Origin of the sequence: Alcaligenes sp. SORT26 (genome assembly GCF_017377875.1) — a bacterium.
Taxonomy (GTDB): Bacteria; Pseudomonadota; Gammaproteobacteria; order Burkholderiales; family Burkholderiaceae_B; genus Alcaligenes; species Alcaligenes parafaecalis.
The window spans coordinates 1,154,112-1,171,815 of record NZ_CP070975.1; the positions used below are offsets into that span (position 1 = coordinate 1,154,112).

At 56.9% G+C, this 17,704-nt stretch carries 15 protein-coding genes; all 15 read right to left on the reverse strand.

Annotated elements, in window-relative coordinates:
* Window position 1: 1 nt before the first annotated feature.
* Window positions 2-2,041 carry an ABC transporter permease gene (locus JYG33_RS05420; RefSeq protein WP_207875002.1) on the reverse strand — a complete coding sequence of 680 codons (2,040 nt, stop codon included), beginning with the start codon at window positions 2,039-2,041 and terminating at the stop codon, window positions 2-4.
* On the reverse strand, window positions 2,035-3,213 hold the full coding sequence (locus tag JYG33_RS05425; RefSeq protein WP_243430280.1) for an efflux RND transporter periplasmic adaptor subunit: 1,179 nt from the start codon (window positions 3,211-3,213) through the stop codon (window positions 2,035-2,037). The genes JYG33_RS05420 and JYG33_RS05425 overlap by 7 nt, the downstream gene beginning before the upstream one ends.
* Window positions 3,214-3,312: 99 nt before the next feature.
* Entirely contained in the window at window positions 3,313-4,443 is a 1,131-nt protein-coding gene (locus JYG33_RS05430; protein ID WP_207875003.1) for a YncE family protein, read from the reverse strand.
* 126 nt (window positions 4,444-4,569) lie between these two features.
* Window positions 4,570-6,981: a TonB-dependent receptor gene (locus JYG33_RS05435; protein ID WP_207875004.1), complete on the reverse strand. Its 2,412-nt coding sequence runs from the start codon at window positions 6,979-6,981 to the stop codon at window positions 4,570-4,572.
* Between the two features lie 312 nt (window positions 6,982-7,293).
* Complete coding sequence (locus JYG33_RS05440) at window positions 7,294-8,292, reverse strand: FecR family protein (protein ID WP_207875005.1); 999 nt, start codon at window positions 8,290-8,292, stop codon at window positions 7,294-7,296.
* Window positions 8,293-8,372: 80 nt separating this feature from the next.
* Window positions 8,373-8,879 carry a sigma-70 family RNA polymerase sigma factor gene (locus tag JYG33_RS05445; protein WP_207875006.1) on the reverse strand — a complete coding sequence of 169 codons (507 nt, stop codon included), beginning with the start codon at window positions 8,877-8,879 and terminating at the stop codon, window positions 8,373-8,375.
* Window positions 8,880-9,354: 475 nt separating this feature from the next.
* Window positions 9,355-10,215, reverse strand: a complete 861-nt coding sequence (locus tag JYG33_RS05450) for a type II secretion system F family protein (RefSeq protein WP_243430281.1) — start codon at window positions 10,213-10,215, stop codon at window positions 9,355-9,357.
* Between the two features lie 2 nt (window positions 10,216-10,217).
* Window positions 10,218-11,063 carry a type II secretion system F family protein gene (locus tag JYG33_RS05455; protein WP_207875008.1) on the reverse strand — a complete coding sequence of 282 codons (846 nt, stop codon included), beginning with the start codon at window positions 11,061-11,063 and terminating at the stop codon, window positions 10,218-10,220.
* The gene (locus JYG33_RS05460) at window positions 11,060-12,706 is read right to left on the reverse strand and encodes an ATPase, T2SS/T4P/T4SS family (protein ID WP_243430282.1); all 1,647 of its coding nucleotides are present in this window, start codon (window positions 12,704-12,706) and stop codon (window positions 11,060-11,062) included. The genes JYG33_RS05455 and JYG33_RS05460 overlap by 4 nt, the downstream gene beginning before the upstream one ends.
* A complete protein-coding gene (locus JYG33_RS05465; protein ID WP_243430283.1) occupies window positions 12,693-14,069 on the reverse strand; it encodes a pilus assembly protein N-terminal domain-containing protein in 1,377 nt (458 codons plus the stop codon). Before JYG33_RS05465 ends, JYG33_RS05460 begins: the two co-directional genes overlap by 14 nt.
* Complete coding sequence (cpaB, locus tag JYG33_RS05470; protein WP_207875010.1) at window positions 14,066-14,947, reverse strand: Flp pilus assembly protein CpaB; 882 nt, start codon at window positions 14,945-14,947, stop codon at window positions 14,066-14,068. The genes JYG33_RS05465 and cpaB overlap by 4 nt, the downstream gene beginning before the upstream one ends.
* Window positions 14,944-15,564 (reverse strand): hypothetical protein, encoded by a 621-nt coding sequence (locus JYG33_RS05475; RefSeq protein ID WP_207875011.1) that lies wholly within the window; start codon window positions 15,562-15,564, stop codon window positions 14,944-14,946. The genes cpaB and JYG33_RS05475 overlap by 4 nt, the downstream gene beginning before the upstream one ends.
* Window positions 15,561-16,163: a pilus assembly protein TadE gene (locus JYG33_RS05480; RefSeq protein ID WP_207875012.1), complete on the reverse strand. Its 603-nt coding sequence runs from the start codon at window positions 16,161-16,163 to the stop codon at window positions 15,561-15,563. Before JYG33_RS05480 ends, JYG33_RS05475 begins: the two co-directional genes overlap by 4 nt.
* Window positions 16,160-17,419, reverse strand: coding sequence for a hypothetical protein (locus JYG33_RS05485; RefSeq protein WP_207875013.1), 1,260 nt, complete (start codon window positions 17,417-17,419; stop codon window positions 16,160-16,162). The genes JYG33_RS05480 and JYG33_RS05485 overlap by 4 nt, the downstream gene beginning before the upstream one ends.
* On the reverse strand, window positions 17,416-17,673 hold the full coding sequence (locus tag JYG33_RS05490; RefSeq protein ID WP_009462197.1) for a hypothetical protein: 258 nt from the start codon (window positions 17,671-17,673) through the stop codon (window positions 17,416-17,418). The genes JYG33_RS05485 and JYG33_RS05490 overlap by 4 nt, the downstream gene beginning before the upstream one ends.
* Window positions 17,674-17,704 lie beyond the last annotated feature (31 nt).

Sequence of the window (17,704 nt, forward strand, 5' to 3'; positions counted from 1 at the left end):
CTCACTCTCCCGCCAAGGCCACGACTGGATCAAGCTTCGCTGCCTGACGCGCGGGCATGATGCCAAAAACCACGCCCGTTGCCAGCGCGCAGAAAAAAGCCACCAGCATGGCCCGCACCGAGAAGATCACCGGCACACCCCACAACATCAGCAAGGCACCGATGGCCAGCCCAATCACCACCCCAGCCACGCCGCCAGTAAAAGACACAACAACTGCTTCACTCAGGAACTGACGACGAATGTCGCGTTGACGCGCACCCGTCGCCATGCGAATACCGATTTCCCGAGTCCGCTCCTTGACGGACATCAGCATGATGTTCATCACGCCCAGCCCACCCACTACCAGGGAAATACCGGCGATCAATGCCAGTAGCAGCGTTTGCTGGCGCAAGACCTCTTTCTGGCCCTGAACCACCGCCGCGCTATTGCTCACTCGGAAGTCATTCGCTCTCCGGGTCTCGCGCAAGACCTGCTCGATATCCGCCACCGTTTGATCCAGGACGTCCAGGTCATTCACCACGACTGAAACAAAGCTCAATTGAGGTCTGCCAAAAATACGCTGGCTAGCCGTTGAGTAAGGAATCAACACCAGTTCATCGTCGTGACTGCTGCCGCTGATCAAACCCTTTTCCTCCAACTCCCCGACGACTCGCAAGGGCGTGTTATTAAGCAAGAGGTATTGCCCAATGACTTCCTGGGCAGGCGTATCAGGGAACAATCGTTCCCGAGCCACTTTCCCCAAAACAATGACCGGAGCCAAGGTCTCATCGTCCTCCGGCGTGAAGAACACCCCATGCCGGATATTCCAGTTCAGAACCACCGGAGCATCCGAAGTCACGCTCCAGACCTCGGTGGCAAATGTCTCTCCCCCCGCCCGCAACAAGGCCGATTCGGACAGATAAGGCATGGCAACGCGCACATTCGCTACCTGCGCCAGCACCTTGGCATCCCTTTCGTAGAACTCTCCACGCATTCCAGTGGCCGCATCCACATCCGGGCGGACATACATGCGGTGTGTGCCCCATAGGGCGATCTGTTGCAGCAATTTCTCGTTATTACCCTGCCCGACGGCCACCAGCACAATCACCGAGGTCACGCCGATCACAAAACTCAGCAGGGTCAGAAAGGTACGAAAGCGACTTACCCAAAGCGCACGCCATGCACCGGACAAGAGCGTACCGATATCTTGCAGCCAGGATACGGACGAGGGTGCCGAGTCTATGTCGAGACGATCAAACGAGACACGGGATGGAGAATCTGCCTGGTCAAACTGATTGGGGATACGGTTCCTGGGAGCTTCCAGAGTCGCTGGAGGACTATACTGTCTGCCCGGCTGGCCCCTATCTTCGACAATTTCCCCATCGCTAATACGCACGATGCGCCGCGCCTGTGCAGCCACCTTGTCATCGTGGGTGATGAGAATTACGGTATGGCCTGCGTCAGATAACTCATTGAGCAGGGCCATCACTTGGGCACCGCTACGGCTATCGAGCGCCCCCGTAGGTTCATCGGCCAGGATAAGCTGCCCCCCATTCATCAAGGCGCGCGCAATCGACAAGCGCTGCTGCTGCCCACCCGAAAGCTGCTGAGGACGGTACGTCGTCTTGTCGGCCAGACCCAGACGTGTCAGCAAGCCGGTCGCCCGCTCTGCACGCGCCTGCGCTGGCATACCGGCATAGATCGCAGGCATTTGCACGTTATGCAAAACATCAAGCGTGGGAATCAGGTGATAGCCCTGGAACACAAAACCAAAGGCCTCGCGGCGCAGTCCGGCCAGCTCATCACCCGACATCTGCGCCACATCGCGCCCCAGGAAACGGTAGCTACCCGATGTAGGCCTATCCAGACATCCCAGGATATGCATCAAGGTGGATTTACCCGACCCCGATGCACCCACAATCGCCACAAACTCCCCGGCCTGTATGCTCAGCGAAATCCCATGCAGAACTTCCACCGCAGGGGCTCCATCCCGGCCACCGTACTGCTTGCGAATGTCAGTCAATTCAATCAGCGCTGCACGGGGCTGAATATCACTTACCATCGCAGCCTCTTGGCACCGTTTTCTTCACTCAGACGCATTACCAGCGCCTCCCCCTCCTCCAGACCCGATACCACTTCAACATGCAGGCGATCTTTCATGCCGATTTTGACCGACCGGGTTTCCAGGCTCTCATTCCCTGTCCAGACACGGGCGGTAAACACATCCTGATCCGGCGTGGCCTGCATCCCCGCCAAGGGGGCAAGCAAGACATTCTGCGCACTGGCCTCCACAAAGAAGACGCGGGCGCTCATTTGCGGCATCAGACTACCGTCGTTATTTTCCACATCGAACAAGGCGATGTAGCTGACGGCCTTGTTACCCGAAGACTTATCAACCCCACTCTCACCACTTTTGACCGGCGGTGCAGGCAGCACCTGACGCAAGCGACTCTCCCAACGACGGGACTCTCCCTTCTCATCCAGCAAACCCAGCGTTGTGAAGTACACCGGCATATCCGGTTTGACCCGCCCCACATCGGCCTCTGACACTTCCGTCCAGACAGTCATGCTGGTCAAATCAGCCAGGCGCAGCAAATTAGGCGTCTGATAGGTCGCGTTAAGCGTCTGGCCTTCACGCGCTTCCAGCGTAATGATCGTGCCGTCCATGGGGGCATAAATACGGGTATAGCCCAGCAAGGCCTCGTTACCCTCCAGCGTGGACTGCGCTCCGGCAATTTGCGCCTTCAGGCTAGTGACACGCGCCTGCGTAATCCGCACATGAGCCTGCGCATCCTGCAGCAGCTCAATACTGGTGGCCTCCTGCCGATGCAGGCGCTGCTGGCGATCCGACTTGATCTTGGCCAGCTCCAATTCAGTCTGCTGCTCGGCCAACTGGGCGCGCAGGCTTTCCAGAGTCGCACGGTTGGCATTGACCATAGCCAACTGCACCGCAGGGTCGATTTCCACCAGCAGATCTCCTTTGGCCACGATATCGCCCACATCCACGGCAATATGTTTGATCTGACCAGACACCTGCGCGCCCACATCCACATAGCGATGCGGTTGCAGGGTGCCCAGGGCGGAAACAGACAACTCCAGACTGCCACGGCGCACGGGCTCAGTCTCAATCGCCAGATCGGTGCGCCACAAGGCTCGCCAAAACAATAGCGCCAGCAAAGCCAGGGCAAGAGCCGCCAGCAGGCGGCGCACCATGCGCCGGGAAGTTACAGCCATTTAACTCATGCTCCATCCAGGTTTCACAGCAAGAAGCCAGCCAGTTTCTGCACGGCGCGCACCTGTCCAAGACAAACGACTGGCTGGCTTCTTGTCATTTCACAGTGCTTGCAAGTCGATCCGAACCACTTGGTCCAGCACGGCTGGCTGCCCTTCCTCAGCAAATGGCTGCTTCACACTGACATACAAGCGCTGCCCGTCAGGCGTCACCGCCACCGTATTAGGGTGAGCGGGCAAGGCAATACTGTGCTTGATGGCGTAACTGGTGGCGTCGATCACGCTTAGCGTTCCGCTATCTCGGCTAGCGACATAAACCTCATTGCGAATCGGGTTGTAGCGAATCCCTACCGGTGTTTCTCCCGTCGGAATCGTGTGCAAAATGGAGCCCGTTTTCATATCAAACACCAGGGTGCCTTCGCCGTTATTAAGCTGATTGGCGAACAGTCGTTCACTCTTGCTATCCAGCGCGGTGTTCACCAGAAAACGTCGGCGGGCATCGGTGTCCCCCCGTTTCTCGGGGATGCGGTTTTCACTGACCAGCTCCCAGCTACGGGTATCAAACACGGCATAGGCTGCGGTGCCACTGACCAGCAATTGATGATTCGCGGCATCCAGAGTCAGACCTGCAGTCGGTGCTTCGATATCGTGCAAAATGCGTTCCGTAGCGAACTTCTTGCTGTCGATTACCCAAATAAATCCACCATCCGTCACGCCACTAACGATGACCTGGCCAGCAGCTTCATCCACCACAATCTGACGGGTATGCACGGCCTTGCCTTTAGCATTGCTCACACCATGATGCAGCGTGCCCTTGACCGTCCCGGTAGAGGCATCGATCGCCGAAACGGCACCATCCAGCGTATGTCCGGCATAGAGCGTATTGCTACGCGTATCCAGCGCCAGTGCAAACGGCTTCAGTGCCAGATCAATTTTTTTCTGAACCGCCAGTGTTGTCGGGTCTAGCTGATAAATGGCACCGCCACCCTTGCTGGAAAATTCAGCACTGCTAGCCACGAAAACGGCGTTGGATGTGGGGCTATAGACCAGCTCGTAAATTCCCTGCGCGATGTCCTGCTTCAAGACCGAGCCGGATACCGGCGCGGCAACAACAGACGTGGAACCCGGCTGCTTTTCAGATACTTGCGATGTGCAGCCCAGCAAAAACAAAGGTAGCAGCGCGACCGATACGCAGCGCAGGCCATGCGCTAAAAAAGTAGATTTCTTGGACATATAAATCCTTAAGAGGCAGCCCTGGCGTAAAACGCCAGGGAAACGAGGAAGACAAGGCTGATGTGCCGCTGATTCAAGGCGGCACAGAAGAAGGTTCACTAGTGATGAATGTGGAATCTGCGGCGATTAATACTTCCAGCGCAGATTCAGCATGACGTTGCGTGGCGCACCGTAAAAAGTGCTGAACCCCGCAGATCCGACCTGACGCAAATAGGTACGGTCGAACACGTTGTCGACCAGCAGATCCACGTTCCAGTGCGAATTGATCTGATAGCCAATTTTGGCGGCTACCGTGGCGTAGCCGCCCTGGGTGTAGATGCCGTTGTAGGTATCACTTTGCACATTCAGGCCAGTACCCACAGTCCAACCTTGCAAGGCACCATCCAGCACCTTGTTGTTGAAACGATACTGGGTCCACAGCTTGAACATATGCACAGGCACGGCCGCATTGACCGGAGCACCCAGATTGGCCTGGTTGGTGTCTTTAACAATCTTGGAGCGATTCCAGGTGTAGCTGGCGCTGATATCCCACTCGGGCGTGGGGTTGCCGGTGACCTCCAGTTCTACGCCCTTGCTTTCCACTTTGCCGGCACTCTGGTAGCAGGTGCCTGCCGCTGAACCACCACAACCGATATGCTCGTTGTCCACCATGGAGCGGTTCTTGTCCTCCAGATAGAACAAGGCCAGGGTGGCTTTCAGGCGACCATCCATGAACTCGCTTTTAAGGCCCGTTTCGGCCTGCCAGCCTACGCGTGGTTTGAGGATATTGCCCGAATAATCAAAATTGCTTTGCGGGACGAACGTATCCGCATAACTGGCGTACCAGGTCATATCTGGATGAAAATCCCAGACCAGACCGCCATAAGGAGTGAACTCATTATTAACCTTCGCATTGCTGGTGTTCCAGCTCGTTTGCGCAGGCCAAGTCGTCCGGCTTTTGCTGGAATAATCCGTCCAGCGACCGCCCAGAATCAGCCTGAAATCATCGGTGAGACTAAAACGGGCGGCGGTATACAAACCCGACTGCTGAGTGACGGTCTGGCTACGGCTAGTGGGTGAGCCGAACTCGTAGCTGCTGTGATCATCCAGCACGTAATGGGGGGCCGCAGCGGTATAGGCCTGACCGGAACGGTAATCACGTTCGGTAATGTTGTAGCCAAGGGTCAACTCATGCGTTTGCCCAAACAGCTCGAACGGGCCAGTCGCACTGATGTCGCCACCCTGATAGATACGGGACTCGTCCAAATAACCGGCGTCACCGCCCTTGGACAAACCCGTCTTCTCATCAATCCGCGTATTGAAAAAAGAATAAGCCTCGGTATCCACTTTGCCGTAGTTATAAGTCAACTTGGTTTCCCAGCCATTCTCAAAACGGTGAGTCAAATCGGCTGAAAACTCCGGACTCTTTCGGGTCGACGGCTTGTCTGAACCTACATACGCATCACGGCCGGGCAGCTCGTCATTCATGTAGCGTGGCAAGCCCCAGTTCACGATATTTTTCTGATAACCATAGGTGCCCGTCAGACCCAGCGTGGTGTGAGGTGTCAGGTCATACTCAAGCGCACCGTAAATCAAGGTATAGCGATTGAACCAAGTCTCATAAAAGGTCTTCTTGTCATCATGAGACAAGACACCGCGCGCACGCAGTCGCCCGTCTTCCGTCAAAGGAGCACTAACATCCAGGTCCACTCCCCCATGCTGCCAAGACCCTGCACGCAGTGCGCCCGACATGCCGAACTCTTTAAGTGGCCGCTTACGGACGTAATTGACCGTGCCCCCAGGCTCCCCGGTTCCCGACAACAAGGCGGAAGGCCCGCGCAAGACTTCGATGCGATCGTATTGTGCGATCGTGTTATTGCCCGTGCCTCCCGTGTAGCTACTTTGTATCGGTACGCCATCCGCCTGGATATTTGCGGAAAAACCGCGAATGCTGGGGGATTCCTGGCCTTCATAGCCTGACAGCGTCACCCCGGTCACTTGCCGTAGCGCATCAGCGGATGTGGTCCACCCCCTGTCTTCAATCTGCTGACGCGTCATCACCGATACAGATTGGGGAATTTCTCTCAGGGATGTCACGCCCCTGAACAAGGTGACGGAATCAGCCGCATAAGAGCCTGTGCCTTCCGTGGTCGCTTCCAGATTACCCACCACCCTGACCGGTGCTAATTCAGTGACCTCAGACACGCGCGACAGCATGACATTTTTGCCCTCCCGTCGGTACTGCACGACAGTCCCTTGCAACAGACGCTGCAAGGCCTGCTCGGGTGCCATCGTGCCCTGTACCGCAGGAGCCTGGATACCTGCCACCACTTGCGGGGTGTAGAAAAACTGCAGATCAGTCTGTCGCCCCAACTGAATCAATGAATCGTCCAGCGACTGCGCTGGAAGCCTGATTTGTACAGCCACTTCCTGAGCATGCACATTCATGGGCAGACTCAAGGAAAACGCTCCCATCACGGCCATCGCCGTCAAATTGAGGCACAAGGCAGAGCGGGAAGCCAGCCGTCTGCTGGTGGAGCGGAATGGACGGTTGCCCATGATTCGGTTCATCCTTCAAGAAAAAGACTGCTGGGGCCTGTTCGGCCCGGTTGCCAAAGGTAGATTGCCTGGATACGGCAAGTGCCCGTCCACGACGCGGCACCTTCATGAGTAAAGCGCTTTGCTACCGTCTGCTCCTGAATGGAAACCCAAATCTAAATTGAAACTATTTGCAACTACAGAAAATTACATTTCATCCAACACGCGCACACACCGATGCGCGTAGCAAGGTACGCCACACTGATCAGCAAAAAAAGAAAGGGAATGAGGCCCGCGTCCTATGGCTTCAGATAGGGACAGACGCAGAAAGAACTAGCGGGCCAGAATGTCTACCGCCGTACCGTCCGGACGCGGCTGCACATTCACCGGCACGATATGTGGCAAGGCAGCCAGAAAAGAAGCCGGGTCGTCGATATTGAATACGCCGGAGACCTGCAAGCCAGCAATCTGAGGATCGGGCACCACCAGACGTTGAGTGCTGTAACGATTCAGCTCCTCAATAGCCGTGGCCAGTGACGTACCCCGGAAAACCACCTTGCCCTCACGCCAGGCCACGGAGTTTTCAACATCCTTGCCTTTGCCCGCGCTCAGATGATCGGGTTTGGAGACACGCGCCACATCGCCTGGCCGCAGCTTTGCGACTTGCCGACGCCACCAGGGGCCCGCGCTCACTTCAACGGAGCCCTGCAAGACATCGACTGAAAATGCCTGGTCGATACGGCGCACATTAAATTGCGTGCCCGTCACTCGGACAGCGCCACTCTCCATCTCGACCACAAAGGGCGTGCCTTGCGTGCCATCCACCTGGAAAAACACTTCTCCCTGCTCCAGACGAACCGTGCGCTGATGTCCATAAAGCGCAACTGTCACGCTTGTATCGGTATTGAGTAGCAGTGTGGAATCGTCTGGCAGAACAATCTCGCGCCGCTCTCCATGAGCGGTGGCAAATTGCGCCTGATACTCGGGGACAGCACGCCAATGCATGGGGTCAAGAACGGCAACCGTCAATGCCGCCACACAGGCAAGTCCCAGGCCATAGCTCCAGAATGCGCGCCGTGATGGTCTGCGATCCACTGCAGGCCCTGACGCCCTGCCAAGCTTTTGCACTTCACTTTTAGGCAGCGCGGCCGCCATGCTCCAAATATGCTGGACCTGCTGGTAGTGCTGTTCATTGCCTGGATCAGCCTGACACCACTGTTCAAAGGCCGCATGCTCTGGCTGCGTGACATCGTCCGAATGCATGCGCTCGTACCAGTACGCCGCCTGGTCACGCGGGTCGGTCAAGCTAGCCGGATCTATCCTGTCAGTCATGATCGTCTGCCCTCCAGGGCCAGGGCAAAACCTGCCCTCTTATAAGACAAGACGCTTGAGGACGCAGATCTCCTGAACGACTAGTGAGCATTTTTATGTAACTGATCTTGTAGATGGCGCAAGGTACGCATCATATAGCGTTCGACCATATTACGAGAAACCCCCATCTTCTCGGCGATTTCGGCATTGGACAAGCCCTCGACCTGACGTAATTGAAAGGCGATCTGGCAAGCCTGGGGAAGATCGTTCAAGGCAGCCAACATGCTGCGCGCCATTTCATCGGCCTCATACCAATCATGGGAACTGGATGCAGTCGGATGATGTTCTTCCGGCAAGGCATCCAGCGATTGCGTCTGGCGCACCTGTTCAGCGCGATAAATACTGATGGCACGGTTCGAGACAGCACGCTGAAAATAGTAATGCTCATGGTCACGCAATACCGCCGTATCCTGCTCCAGCATCTTCAATGCCACATCCTGAAGCGCGTCTTCGGCATCCTGCCGATTGCTGGATTTGCGCGTCCATGACCCCACCAGCTTGCTGTAGTGAGCAAGCCAGCCTTTCTTGGGCGTGGGTGGGCGAGACATGGTAAATACAGGGTAATAAAATCGTGGAACTCGCAATAATAACAATAATTCTCATTTCGATGCACAGATATGTAACGCTATCGCCCCGCCCCCTTTGGTTTTCCGTACTTCCTGCAAGGCCACCGCCCAAGGAGCAAACTGCTCCGGCCCGGACAGATAGCCCCGCGGCGCTTCCAACACCGATCTGGCTTTTCTATGCCAACGAGCCTTTCCTGGCGAGACAGCCAGACAAAACCTCAAGGGCTGATCACGTTCATCCAGAAAGCAGATATCCAGAGCCTGTCGCATTCCCCATAAATGAACCGCTCGGCATGGCCGCAGCCACACCGCTGTTGCAAAATCCCTGCTCTGCGGCAATGCCTTCCAGCCACGCCAACGGGCCCAGAAAGTATTGGCATCGAATAAATACAGGGGCTGCGCCTGCTGTAGCGTCTTTTGCAGCGGCTGTTTGGTCAAGGTTGATATCGGCTCCACCCTAGCCTCCGCCTGCCAACCAGGGGCCTAACAGACTCATGGCAATCACCAGAAACGTGCAGGGAAAAATGCACACGACCAAAGGCGCCAACAAATACACAGGCAACTTGAGTGCTCTTTGCTCCGCCTCCAAATGCAGATGAGCACGCAGTTTTTCCGCTTGAGATCGCAAAAGCAAGGCCAAGGACAAACCGGTGTCCTGAGCCAGCTCCAAAGACAAAGCCAACTCCTCCAGTTCCGCCTGCCTGAAGGTCAAAGCGACATTACGCATGGCTTGTGGCAAGCGTCGTCCTGCCCGAACCTCTCCCTGCACCTTGCTCAGGCTGAGCAGCAAACTTCCTTGTGGCACAGCCTCCATCGCACGAGCCCAGGCCTGTTGCAGCCCCAAGCCGGACTCGACGGCCAGCACTAATAAATCCAGAAAAAACGGTAAATCCCGACGACAACGGGCGTGATGCTGACGCTGCAGTTTTCTACCTCGCGAGATGGCCTGCAAGAGACTCAACAAAAAACCGGTTGTGATCAGGCCAGCGATATCGACCAGTGCTGCTCCCTGACTGAGCAGAAAGACCCCTGCCAGGCTTGTGAACAAGGCGGTCAAGGCCACACGTTTACTAAGAAAAACCCGTATCTCGTTCGCATACGAGCCCCATAAGCGTTCCGGCCAGTCATGCACAAAAGGAAAAGACAGGCAGACATTCAAGACTCTGGAAAATGGCGCTTCCCACGCCTGCCAGGCAGCCTGTTTCAGGCTGCTGCCACCTTGCAGCAACAGCAGATACCTTCCCCGCCAAGCCCATAAACAGGCGATCAGAAACAGGGCGGCGCTCAAGGCAGAAAGTGACCAAATTAAGGCCTGCATAGTCACGCCTCTCCTCGCAAAATTACCTGCATCCACCACAGCCCCATCATCAGCATGGCGACAATGCCTCCTGCCACCCACACGCCTACTGTGTTGAGCCAGGCTTGTTCAAATGCAGTGGCATCCAGCAGATACAACGCTCCCGCCACAAAAACCGGCAAACAGAACATGATTCTGGCCTGCAAGCGAGCTTGAGCCGTCAAGGCAACAATCTTTTCCTCGATGGTCAGACGGGCGCGTATCGTTTGTGCCAGTATTTTCAAACGCTCACCCAGCCCCGCCCCCGTGCTCTGCCCCATCTGCATGGCACTGACGAACATGGCCAACTCCGACACCGGCACACGCTCCAACAAGTCCTGGTAGGAGTCTTTGGCATTCAAACCCAAGCGCTGCTGGCGCAACAACAAACGCAACTCTTGCCCTAAAGGCGCAGGCAACGATTGGGCTAGCTGCTGCAAGGCCGCTTGCAAAGCCAGCCCCGCCTGCAGACTCAAGGCCAGGGACAAGACAAAATCTGGCAATTGTCGTCGCAAGGCTTCCAGGCGTCGCCGCCCCATCCAGCGCAAAATTACCAAAGGCGTCACGGCAGCAATCAATGCGATAAGTACAGCTAGCCACAAAGAATGAATCAGCCACCACGCCACCAGAAAGACCAGAGGCAGCACGGCCCAGGCACCAAAGGCAAGATACTGACTGCGCACAAACACAAAATGCGATTGCAGGCTCTGCTCGGACTGCTGAAGCAATTGCTGCCTGTAGCGTGTGGCAAGACGCTGCCCCAAGCGCAATAAAAGATACGCTAGCGCCGTGGTACCAAAGACGGTCAGCAAAATACTAAGAAACTTCATGACTGCCCCTCTGATGGAGAGACATACTCAGACCTCAAACCGCTGGCCGTAAAACCAAACTCCGGGCGGTAACTGTACAGAGTCTGCAATTGAATACGCTGTGCTTCTATACCCGTTACTTCCACAACCTCGTGAACCAAACGCTTGCCATCGGGCAAACGACTCAGTTGCACAATAATGTGCAAAGCCCGTGCGATATGCTCCCGCACGACCAGCAAAGGCAAATCCAGACCCGCCATCAAGACCATGCCCTCCAGGCGCGACAAGGCATCACGTGGGGTGTTCGCATGCAAGGTCCCCATCGATCCTTCGTGGCCTGTATTCATGGCGGACAACATATCGAAGGCCTCCGCCCCCCGACATTCTCCGACCACAATCCGGTCGGGCCGCATGCGTAGGGCTTGTCGCAACAGGCTCCGTATATCCACCTGTCCCTGACCCTCTGCATTGGCAGGCCGAGACTCCAAGGCCACCCAATTGCTGTGCTGCAACTGCAATTCGGCTGCATCCTCCAGGGTCACAATGCGCTCTCCCGAATCAATGCAGGTACTGAGCACATTCAGCAAGGTGGTTTTACCTGTGCCCGTCCCGCCCGAGACCAGGATATTGCAGCGCCCCTGTACTGCCTGTTGCAGAAAGCGAGCCATCTCGGGAGACAAGCTACCCGTCTGCAGCAAGTCCTCCAAGCCCAAGCGTCGTTTGGGGAATTTGCGTATGGTCACGCAGGTTCCCTTGACCGCGATAGGTGACAAGACCGCATGAAAACGTGAACCATCCGCCAAACGCCCATCTACAGCAGGCGAGCTGATATCCAGCCTTCTGCCCAAGGGCGCCAAGATACGATCAATAATGGCCCGCAAAGCGGTTTCACTACTGAAGGCCAAGGGATGGGCCTGCAATCGCCCCGCCTGCTCCACAAAAACCCGGTCGTAGTGATTAACCATGATTTCCGACACTGAAGCGTCCGCCAATAATGGCTCCAAAGGGCCAAGACCCACGGCCTCCGCACAGACACTAGCCTGCAATCTGGCACGTTCATGCTCAGGTACAGCACACTGCGCCTGAATCAAACGCCCCAGGCAATCAAAAGCCTCCTGTTCCAATTGTTTGTCCGTCACCCTGGACAAGTCCCGGCGCTGCAGCTCCAAGGCACTGAGCAAGGCATGGTGCAGGCGCTGTTGTTCTTGCCTGAACAAGTCACTATTGGAAGACGGCATAGGCTCCTGATCAGGAAGCGGTGCGTGACCATCACGCGCTACCGTCCGCACAGGTTCTTCCAAGATCAAAGCTCCATTGCCCCCAACACCTGCCATCGGCTTCTGAGCATCGGCTTCCGTCTGAAATGAGGAGGTCTGCCCAAAACCAGCAATACGCAACTTGAAACCGCCCAAAGCCAGCACATCCCCCTGACGCAAGGGGCCATCGTCATAGACCCGTTTGCCATTAAGTTGCACGCCGGTCAGCGAGCCATGATCCTGTATATACACGGCCCCGGCGCGCTCCAGCAGGCTCGCGTGCTGACGCGCAATTCGCCAGGACGGCAAGACGACATCGCAAGCCGGATCGCGTCCTATCAGGGCGGGCAAATGGACTGACCAAGGACGCGTCGTCCCCAACTCTGATTCAAGCTCAAGGTTCAACACGAAATACCTCGCTGTCTGGCTCTACCCATTGAGAACGATTGCCATGCCATACCCCAGCCCCCTTAGGCGCAGGACGCACCGGTGTATTCAGGCGCGGGGCATCGGGGAAGGTCTGATCCAGCCACTGTGCTGCATTTGCCTGCCGGGCCAGCAAGTCGGGATGCTCGGCAGCTACCAAGGTAGGCGTCACAAATACCGCCAGTTCTGTTTCCTGTCTGGCAAAGCGTTCTGAACGAAACAAGGCCCCCAGCACCGGCAAGCTGGCCAGACCCGGCAAGCGGTCTACATGACGGGACTCCTCTCTTGAAATAAACCCGGCCAGCACCAGGGTCTGCCCTGAACGCACATTGAATTCGGTAGAGGCCCGGCGTGTTTTCAAGGATGGCCCGGCTGGTTGAGACAGGCTGGCATCCACGGAACTGACCTCTACCTCGATCTGTGAACGCACCAGTCCGCCCCGCTCCACTCTGGGCACGATGCGCAGTGATACGCCATAGGGCTTGAAACTGGTCTTGCTGTTTCCTTTGTCATCCGTGGTGGTGTAGGGCAGCTCGCCCCCAGCCAGGAACTCCGCCTGCGACCCGCTGCGTGCCAATAACTGCGGCTGCGCGAGTACGACGGCATGACCTTCCTGCGCCATGGCCTGAACACGGGCGGACATCAAGGCTCCAACACCAAAGAAAGCCGCCCCCTGACGGGCCGGAAATGCCAAGGGCAAGACCGCTTCACCGGGACGCTCCAGAAACTGATGCGTTGCGGCATCCCAGCCACCGCCCATACTCAAGCCTCCCTGAGAGCTGCCATCCCAACGCACACCCAGCTCCCGCAAGCTGTTACGTGGCACTTCCACAACCTGCACATCCAGCAAGACCATAGGCTCCCAACCGTCCTGCTGGGTAAAGTCCAATAACTGGGGATGCTCCTGGCTCAGAGCCTGAATTCTTTGCTTGTCCTGATCGCTTAAACCCTCACCTTCCAACACCAGTTTTCCGCCTAGTTCACTGATACGCAGTTCAGGAATACGCTCCAGCAAACTTCTTAACTCAGCCAGTGTCTGCCGGTGATGTTCGGGTGATACCTCTATCTGATAAGACTGGCTTTGCCCAGAACTGGACCAGACCTGCACCACCGTGCTGCCTGTCTTGCGCGCAAAGAGAATCAGCTCCCCTGATTCGGTGGTGACCGCATGAACAATCTCGCCATCGCCAACCGCTACGCGTTCAACCTGAGTTTCGGGCAACACCATCAATTCACCGACCTGCAAACTTAAGCCCTGAGCATGACTGGGCATGCCAAGACCGAACAAGGTGCTGGACAGCACGCTGAAGGCGGCTCTGTGTTGCCAATGAATCGTTCTGCTCATGGCTGTTGCCCCACTGACAAACTGTCAGGCATCGCCAGCCACCCCAGACGTTCCTGCTCCGCCGGGCTGATCTGCCCACCTGGCCGGTTACCGTACAGGACCTGCACGGGCTGTCTGGGCGCCCCACCCTGTCCCAAACCCAGGATATCGGCCAGCTCACCACGCACTGCCGCCTGATGAGGGGTGTGATCATCAGGATTGCGCAGCAAGGCACTGATGCGACCATGCTGTCTGGCGGCCAGCAGTTTCAAGGCATCATCGGGGCCTACGTCCAGCGTGAGCGTGTTGTAGGCTTCTTTATCGAGACGATTCGATACCGTGCCTTCACCCGATTTCTGACCTGTCGCCAGCACCAGAACAGACTGCAATAACGGGGCTGTCACCCGTCTTTGCCTGTCATCAAAGCTGACATAAATATCAATCAGATCCCCAGGCCGGATCAGACCCGATACCGAGCTGATGGCATCCACCGGTACGGTTAAAGCCCGTCGACCAGAAAGCAATTGCTGCGAAAAGGGACTGCTGGCTTCCTGCACGTGGGCCTTGCTGATCAAATCTCCCGCACGCAACGGCTGGCTCACTATCTGCCCGACCAAGCTTTCAAACTGGGCCGCATCCCAGCTATCGCTAGGGACCAGGTCTGCGGGATAAGCACGGGCCGCCAAATGTTCAGCTTGAAGCACGGTTCCTGCCGCCAAACTGGACGCAGCCACGACCCTGTCCAATTGCACGCGGTGCGCAGCCTGTCGCAAAGCCTCTTCCTGGCGGTCCAGATAGCGACTGCTCGTCCCTGCCGCCATCCCTCCCGCCAACAAGGCCAAAACCCCAAATCCCACCGTCGGATGGCGACATAGCCATAAGAATTTTGCACGAATCATGAGGCCTCCTTTTCACAAGCACGGCAAATCAGCAGCAAGTAGCGCTCCTGCCCATACTCCAGTTCCATCACATCCAGTTCGGCTGGACCCCTACGCCAAAAGCGCTCGCCCGCTTCAGATCCCCAAGCCTCGCGACGCAAGGCCTCTTGCCAGCCCGATTCCGCGATGAGCAACCAGCTTTGTGCCTGCCCCGGCTGTTCGTGTTGCCATAACACGGGACCTGAAACAGGTGCTTCAGCCAGGTTTAAAGACGGACTCATCCGCTGACTTTGCTCGGCCATACTCAACAATCCTGAACGAGGCTGGGCCTGCACACTATCCAGCCATAAAACGCAGTTCTTGCTATCTTTTGCGCTCAAAAACACCCATTGCTCCTCCAGCCTCATGGCGCCAAAGCTGGCACCACAAAAAGGCTCCAAACGCGAGGACAAGGCTTGCGGGCCCAGCTCTGTACTCAAAGCCCAGGAATGGACCGGCCCCACATCCGTCTGTGTAATCTGGCCTTGATCCCAACTGATCTGAGGATCTTTTATCGGTTCGGACAAACTCTGCGTCTTGGCAGGGACGGGGCTAAGCATCAGCAAGGTCATCAACAACAAAGCGAGCAACGACTTCATAAGGCCCCCTTGTTAAGCTGATCAGGCACGAAGTCCTGCCATCGCCCCAACCAGTCCAGATCAGGCTGGGTTCTCCCCCACGCGCTATCCAAAGGCCTGGCTTGCCGTACCGTCTCGCGGGCGGCTGAGTGGCTGGATGATGCCGCCTTTTCCCACGCGGTAGCACTGCTTTCCAGACGCTGCCGGGTTTGCTGGGTGCTCGCCGCTTGCCCTGCACCGGCCCACAATTGTGATTGCCGATGAAGCTGCGTGCGCTTGGACAAGGCGCTTAACCAGCGAGGCCAGGGTACAGAAACGCGCGACTGTGCCGTCCAGGACCCACTCTGCAGGCTCAACAGCTCCCACTGCAAAGACTGGGCAGCAGAGGTGTCGGACTCCACAAAACGAACTGGCTCCAAACCGGGCGCAGGACTGAACACAGATGCCTGAGGTTTGCCTTGAGCGTCATGCATGAACAGCGTCAAATGCGTGCTTTGCTGCATTTGCTGCAAGCGATACTGCTGCTGCATCAGCCAGCGGCCCGCCATAACTATCAGACCCAGTACCACGCCCAGCAAACAGGCCTCCACCAGAGCCATCCCCACTTGTCGCTGTGTCATGATCGGCGGCTCCCTGCATCCATCAGGCGTGCCTGCCAGAAAGGCAGAAACAAGCTCGGCCGGGTCTCATCGGACTGGGGACTATCAGGCGGTAAAGAGAAAAAAGATTGAGCCGCCGCACGGGTATGGACGGTCTGCCCTAAATGACCGTTTGCCTGCAAACTCAGGACTAAATCCGGGCCAGCACGCTGCTCTGGATCAGCCAGAGCATAGCCATCCACCCAGGCTCTTTGGCTCCAGGGCCGGGCATCACGTCGCGCCCAGGAATGCGCCACGGTATTACCCTGGGCCGACAACAAAGAGCCATTCCCCTGCTCCATAGCCCATTTCCAGAAGCTCTGCCCTGAAAAGTCGTCTGGGGCTTCAATGCCTGAAGTCTGTGCGGGGGTCTGCAAGGCCCAGGCCATCGCGTATTCACGGAAGTAGCAACCTATCCAACGGTTGGATCGCACCATATGCATGGACTGCGTATCGGTGGAATGCCAGCGACCCGTGGTATCAAACTCGGTACGACCAGAGCGGCGTAAGCGATGACGCCACAAGGGACAGCGCCTGTCGACTCCCGGATAAGAGCGAGCCTCGTAATCTCGCGGGGCCAGAAAACCATACAAAGACACCAGATGTTCCAGTCCAGGTTGCCACTGCTGTTTCCCGGACTGCAAAAGCAGAAACTGCGGCCAACTATCCTGTTCAATCTGCCAGTTCAGGGCTTGAACCGGCCAGTCTGGCAAACTGCCCTCCAGAGTCGCTTGAATAATGGCGTGTCGACGTTGCGGCAAGCCCTGCACCAATTGCTGTTGTGCTTGGGCCAGCACCCCATGAATCACCTGCTGATGCCCCTGAAAGGCCTGCTCCAATGCCTCTTGATTGTCTCCGGCAGAACGCGCCTGGGTATACGCCAGGCCATGCGCCGAACCAAACATCATGGCGACCAGATGAGCGGGAGGGTTGGCTCGACGAGCCTGACCTGACTGTGTCTGGGCAGCCCTGTCCCACGTTGCCAAAGTCAGCAAATGACCCAGCGCCAGTTGATGCCCGAGCTGCGCCCGATTGATATACGCCAGCAGATTCAGCGTACGGGCCTGCTCGGTTGCCGCCCCATAGGCCGCCGCATCCAGCACCAAAGACAAGCGCCCTTGTTGCTCTGCAATCTGGTTCACATGAAAGTAGCCGCCCCAGGCGACAGACAGGAGCGCCAGCGCAATCAGGCCCCAGGCCAACGCAGCCCCGTCTTGATGATGATCGGGCTGCCTCATTGCGCATTGCCCGTAAAAGATTTTAGGCTCTTGGCACTGCCTTGAGCGGCTGCCGCAGAAGCCGCTGATTGGGCTTGTTGAGTCTGCTCGGAGCCATCCTCGCCCGCCAGTTCCTTGGCCATGGCGGCAGTCTGGTTACGAATCACCTGACCAAAAGACTGGTAAACGGCGATGGCCGCTACCGCGACCAAAGCCACAATAATCAAATACTCGACCATGCCCTGGCCGCGCTGCCGCCTGATGAACTGTCTCATTGGAATCTCCCAAAAGTCAGTTCATAGTCTG

What these genes read in the sequence shown, in the direction of transcription:
- JYG33_RS05420 (WP_207875002.1), bottom strand. Translation starts at nt 2,041, where the DNA reads ATGGTAAGTGATATTCAGCCCCGTGCAGCGCTGATTGAATTGACTGAC.
- JYG33_RS05425 (WP_243430280.1), bottom strand. Translation starts at nt 3,213, where the DNA reads ATGGCTGTAACTTCCCGGCGCATGGTGCGCCGCCTGCTGGCGGCTCTT.
- JYG33_RS05430 (WP_207875003.1), bottom strand. Translation starts at nt 4,443, where the DNA reads ATGTCCAAGAAATCTACTTTTTTAGCGCATGGCCTGCGCTGCGTATCG.
- JYG33_RS05435 (WP_207875004.1), bottom strand. Translation starts at nt 6,981, where the DNA reads ATGGGCAACCGTCCATTCCGCTCCACCAGCAGACGGCTGGCTTCCCGC.
- JYG33_RS05440 (WP_207875005.1), bottom strand. Translation starts at nt 8,292, where the DNA reads ATGACTGACAGGATAGATCCGGCTAGCTTGACCGACCCGCGTGACCAG.
- JYG33_RS05445 (WP_207875006.1), bottom strand. Translation starts at nt 8,879, where the DNA reads ATGTCTCGCCCACCCACGCCCAAGAAAGGCTGGCTTGCTCACTACAGC.
- JYG33_RS05450 (WP_243430281.1), bottom strand. Translation starts at nt 10,215, where the DNA reads ATGCAGGCCTTAATTTGGTCACTTTCTGCCTTGAGCGCCGCCCTGTTT.
- JYG33_RS05455 (WP_207875008.1), bottom strand. Translation starts at nt 11,063, where the DNA reads ATGAAGTTTCTTAGTATTTTGCTGACCGTCTTTGGTACCACGGCGCTA.
- JYG33_RS05465 (WP_243430283.1), bottom strand. Translation starts at nt 14,069, where the DNA reads ATGAGCAGAACGATTCATTGGCAACACAGAGCCGCCTTCAGCGTGCTG.
- cpaB (WP_207875010.1), bottom strand. Translation starts at nt 14,947, where the DNA reads ATGATTCGTGCAAAATTCTTATGGCTATGTCGCCATCCGACGGTGGGA.
- JYG33_RS05475 (WP_207875011.1), bottom strand. Translation starts at nt 15,564, where the DNA reads ATGAAGTCGTTGCTCGCTTTGTTGTTGATGACCTTGCTGATGCTTAGC.
- JYG33_RS05480 (WP_207875012.1), bottom strand. Translation starts at nt 16,163, where the DNA reads ATGACACAGCGACAAGTGGGGATGGCTCTGGTGGAGGCCTGTTTGCTG.
- JYG33_RS05485 (WP_207875013.1), bottom strand. Translation starts at nt 17,419, where the DNA reads ATGAGGCAGCCCGATCATCATCAAGACGGGGCTGCGTTGGCCTGGGGC.
- JYG33_RS05490 (WP_009462197.1), bottom strand. Translation starts at nt 17,673, where the DNA reads ATGAGACAGTTCATCAGGCGGCAGCGCGGCCAGGGCATGGTCGAGTAT.